At 65.0% G+C, this 4311-nt stretch carries 2 protein-coding genes and 2 pseudogenes; all 4 read right to left on the minus strand.

All coding sequences use genetic code 11. The features are described from left to right. Positions 1-187: pseudogene (locus tag VTU_RS29205) on the minus strand (ABC transporter substrate-binding protein); the annotation flags it as partial. 136 nt (positions 188-323) lie between these two features. Then, positions 324-1904, minus strand: coding sequence for an ABC transporter substrate-binding protein (locus VTU_RS0121290; protein ID WP_029554639.1), 1581 nt, complete (start codon positions 1902-1904; stop codon positions 324-326). A 17-nt stretch (positions 1905-1921) separates the two neighbouring features. Further along, positions 1922-3505, minus strand: coding sequence for an ABC transporter substrate-binding protein (locus VTU_RS0121295; protein ID WP_010108530.1), 1584 nt, complete (start codon positions 3503-3505; stop codon positions 1922-1924). Between the two features lie 77 nt (positions 3506-3582). After that, positions 3583-4311, minus strand: a pseudogene (locus VTU_RS29210) (ABC transporter substrate-binding protein); the annotation flags it as partial.

Consider the following 4311-nt stretch of genomic DNA (forward strand, 5'->3'; position numbering starts at 1 on the left):
AGTAGACCAGGCTCTCGTAGACGTACGCGTGCAATCCGTTTTGCAGCGAATTGTTCTGGGTATGAATGTCCCAGGACCCTATCTCGGACTGGCTGGTCCATGTGAAGGTTTTCGCGTGCAGTGCGGGCGCAAGCAGCAGTAGCGCTGCCGCAGCGGCCATGGACAGGAAACGGTATTTGAATTGCATGGAGCACGCTCGATTTCCAAGGTTTCACGGTGCAGAGCAAAGCCGACGCTGCGGCCAAGAGGACACCCCTCTCCCCGGGCAGGCGTCTTGGGAGCCTCGCACGCAAGGATGGTGCCAAGCCGGCTGCTGCCGCGCCTCAGTGCACCCGGACCATGCGGACGTCCACGCGGTTATCCGCGCGGTGCACGAGATCGACGTTCCGCTTCATCGCCCAGGGGATCACCTGGTCGTGCAAGGGGATGTGCGATACGGTGTCGTTGGACAGTTGCAGCGCCTCGGTGAGCATGCGCGCGCGCACGGGCGCGTCCGTCTCCCCCTTGATGCGGTCCACGAGGTAGTCCATGCGCGGGTGGCTGTAGCGGCCCAGGTTGTAGTTTCCGTCGGCGCCCGCGCCCACCGTGCGCACCAGCGATTGCAGGGTGTTCAGCGCGTCGAACGTGGGAACGCCCCAGCCCAGCATGTAGATGCTGGCCTCGTAGCGCTGGATCATCGGAAAGTAGGTCGCCAGCGGCAAGGTGCGCAGCTTGGCTCTTACGCCCACACGCGACCACATGGCCGTCACGGCCTGGCAAATGGCCTCGTCGTTGACGTAGCGGTTGTTCGGGCAGGCAAAGTCCACCTCGAAGCCGTCCGGGTAGCCGGCCTCGGCGAGCAGCTTCTTGGCCGCTTCGACGCTGTACGGCAGGCGCTTGCCCACCGCCTCGGTATGGCCAGCGACCATGGGCGCCACGAGGGTGCCGTTGGGCTTGCCCAGGCCGCGCATGATGTTGCGCGCAATCGCCTCCGCGTCGATGGCCTGGTACAGGGCCCGGCGCACGCGCACGTCCTTGAGCGGGTTCCTGCCCTGGACGTTCGAGCCCGGCAGTTCCTCGCGGAACTGGTCCATGCCGAGAAAGATGGTGCGGAATTCCAGCCCATCAACCACCTTCATTTCGGGGTTGGCACGCAGACGCGCCAAGTCCTGCGGCGCGGGGTCGAGCACCATGTCCACCTCCCCCGAAAGCAGCGCCGCCATGCGCGTCGCGGCCGACTTGATCGGCGTGTAGACGATCTCGGTCACGTTGCCCTCCATCGTGCCCCACCAATGGGGGTTGCGCTTGAACACCATCTTCACGTCGGGTTGCCACGATTCCAGCGTGTAGGGCCCGGTTCCCATGGCGTTGCGGTGGGCAAAGTTCTCGTCCCTTCCCTTCATGTCCCGGGGCTCGACCGACCGGTTCTTCAGCGCCCAGGCGCGGCTCATGATGCGCAGTTCCGTCAGCTGGCGCAGCAGCACCGGATTCGGCGCGGAGAGCAGAACGTCGATGGTGTACTCGTCCACCTTGGTGACCTGGCGGATGCCTTGCGCATACGGCGTGAACGTCGATGTCTTGGCCATCGCACGCTGCAAGGAAAACACGGCGTCGTCGGCAGTAAACGCCGAGCCGTCGTGGAACCTCACGCCCTGCCGCAGGACGAAGCGCACTTGCGTGGGACTGATCTCTTTCCAGGACGTCGCCAGCACGGGCTCCACCGCGAAGGTCCTGCTGTTGTGATGGACGAGGCTCTCGTACACGCTGGCGTGTATGCCGTTTTGCAAGCCATTGTTTTCGGCGTGGATGTCCCAGGTCGCAACGTCCCCCTGGCTGGCCCATTTGAAGGGCCTGGCGTGCAGCGCGGGCGCAAGCAGCAGCAGCGCCGCCGCGGTCATCGACAGGAACCGGAGCCTGGCTTGCATGACGACTGCGCAGCGCCTCAGTTCACTTTGACCATGCGGACGTCCACGCGGTTATCCGCGCGGTGCACGAGATCGATGTTCCGCTTCATGGCCCAGGGGATCACCTGGTCGTGCAAGGGAATGTGCGATACGGTGTCGTTGGACAGTTGCAGCGCCTCGGTGAGCATGCGCGTGCGCACGGGCGCGTCCGTCTCCACCTTGATGCGGTCCACGAGGTAGTCCATGCGCGGATGGCTGTAGCGGCCCACGTTGTAGTTTCCGTCGGCGCCCGCGCCCACCGTGCGCGCCAGCGATTGCAGGGTGTAGAGCGCGTCGAACGTGGTCACGCCCCAGCCCAGCATGTAGATGCTGGCCTCGTAGCGCTGGAGCATCGGAAGAAAGGTGGACAGCGGCATGGTGCGCAGCTTGGCTCTTACGCCCACCCGCGACCACATGGCCGTGATGGCCTGGCAAATGGCCTCGTCGTTGATGTAGCGATTGTTCGGGCAGGCAAAGTCCACCTCGAAGCCATCCGGGTAGCCGGCCTCGGCGAGCAGCTTCCTGGCCGCTTCGACGCTGTACGGCAGCCGCTTGCCCACCGCCTCGGTATGGCCAGCGACCATGGGCGCCACGAGGGTGCCGTTGGGCTTGCCCAGGCCGCGCATGATGCTGCGCGCAATCGTTTCCGCGTCGATGGCCTGGTACAGGGCCCGGCGCACGCGCACGTCCTTGAGCGGGTTCCTGCCCTGGATGTTCGAGCCCGGCAGTTCCTCGCGGAACTGGTCCATGCCGAGAAAGATGGTGCGGTATTCCAGCCCGTCGATCACCTTCAACTCGGGGGTCGCGCGCAGACGCGCCAGGTCCTGCGGCGCGGGGTCGAGCACCATGTCCACCTCCCCCGACAGCAGCGCCGCCATGCGCGTGGCGGTGGACTTGATCGGGGTGTAGACCATCTCGCTCACGTTGCCCTCCATCTTTCCCCACCAGTTGGGGTTGCGCTTGAACACCATCTTCACCTCGGGCTGCCACGATTCCAGCGTGTAGGGCCCGGTTCCCATGGCGTTGCGGTGCGCGAAGTTTTCCTCCTTGCCCTTGATGTCCTTGGGCTCGACCGACCGGTTCTTCTGCGCCCAGGCCCGGCTCATGATGCGCAGATCCGTCATCTGGCGCAGCAGCACCGGATTCGGCGCGGAGAGCAGAACGTCGATGGTGTACTCGTCCACCTTGACGACCTGGCGGATGCCCTGCGTGTTCGGCGTGAACGTCGAGGTCTTGGCCATCGCACGCTGCAGCGAAAACACGGCGTCGTCGGCGCCGAACGCCGAGCCGTCGTGGAACTTCACGCCCTGCCGCAGGACGAAGCGCACTTGCGTGGGGCTGATCTCCTTCCAGGATGTCGCCAGCAGGGGCTCCACCGCGAAGGTCCTGCTGTTGTAGTAGACCAGGCTCTCGTACACCCAGGAATGAATTCCCTGCGCCAGCGAGTTGTTGTCGGAATGAATGTCCCAGGTTCCGATCTCTCCTTGGCTCGCCCATTTGAACGGCCGGGCGTGCAGCAGCGCGGGCGCAAGCAGCAGTGCGGCCGCAGCGGCCAGCGACAGGAAGCGTTTCTTGGGTTGCATGGGGTCCTTTCGATACCAAGTTTTGCTGTGCAGAAGAGCCGGTGCTGCGGCCAAGGGGAGGTCCCTGAATTCCCGGGTCAGTTCACTTTGACCATGCGGATGTCCAGGCGGTTGTCCGCGCGGTGCACGAGATCGACGTTCCGCTTCATGGCCCAGGGGATCACCTGGGAATGCAGGGGAATATGCGATACGGTGTCGTTGGACAGTTGCAGCGCCTCGGTGAGCATGCGCGCGCGCACGGGCGCGTCCGTCTCCCCCTTGATGCGGTCCACGAGGTAGTCCATGCGCGGATGGCTGTAGCGGCCCAGGTTGTGGTTTCCATCGGCGCCCGTGCCCACCGTGCGCGCCAGCGATTGCAGGCTGTAGAGCGCGTCGAACGTGGGAACGCCCCAGCCCAGCATGTAGACGCTGGCCTCGTAGCGCTGGATCATCGGAAAGTAGGTCGCCAGCGGCATGGTGCGCAGCTTGGCTCTTACGCCCACCCGCGACCACATGGCCGTGACGGCCTGGCAAATCGCCTCGTCGTTGATGTAGCGGTTGTTCGGGCAGGCAAAGTCCACCTCGAAACCATCCGGGTAGCCGGCCTCGGCGAGCAGCTTCTTGCCGCCTCGACGCTGTACGGAAAGCGCTTGCCCACCGCCTCGGTATAGCCCGCGACCATGGGCGCCACGAGGGTGCCGTTGGGCCTGCCCAGGCCGCGCAGGATGCTGCGCGCAATCGCCTCCGCATCGATGGCCTGGTACAGGGCCCGGCGCACGCGCACGTCCTTGAGCGGGTTCCTGCCCTTGACGTTCGAGCCCGGCAGT

It is taken from the genome of Verminephrobacter aporrectodeae subsp. tuberculatae At4, from assembly GCF_000193225.1.
GTDB lineage: Bacteria > Pseudomonadota > Gammaproteobacteria > Burkholderiales > Burkholderiaceae_C > Acidovorax > Acidovorax aporrectodeae.

Bases quoted from the DNA above. Each gene is read 5' to 3' on its own strand.
- VTU_RS0121290 (WP_029554639.1), bottom strand. From the start codon at position 1,904: ATGCAAGCCAGGCTCCGGTTCCTGTCGATGACCGCGGCGGCGCTGCTG.
- VTU_RS0121295 (WP_010108530.1), bottom strand. From the start codon at position 3,505: ATGCAACCCAAGAAACGCTTCCTGTCGCTGGCCGCTGCGGCCGCACTG.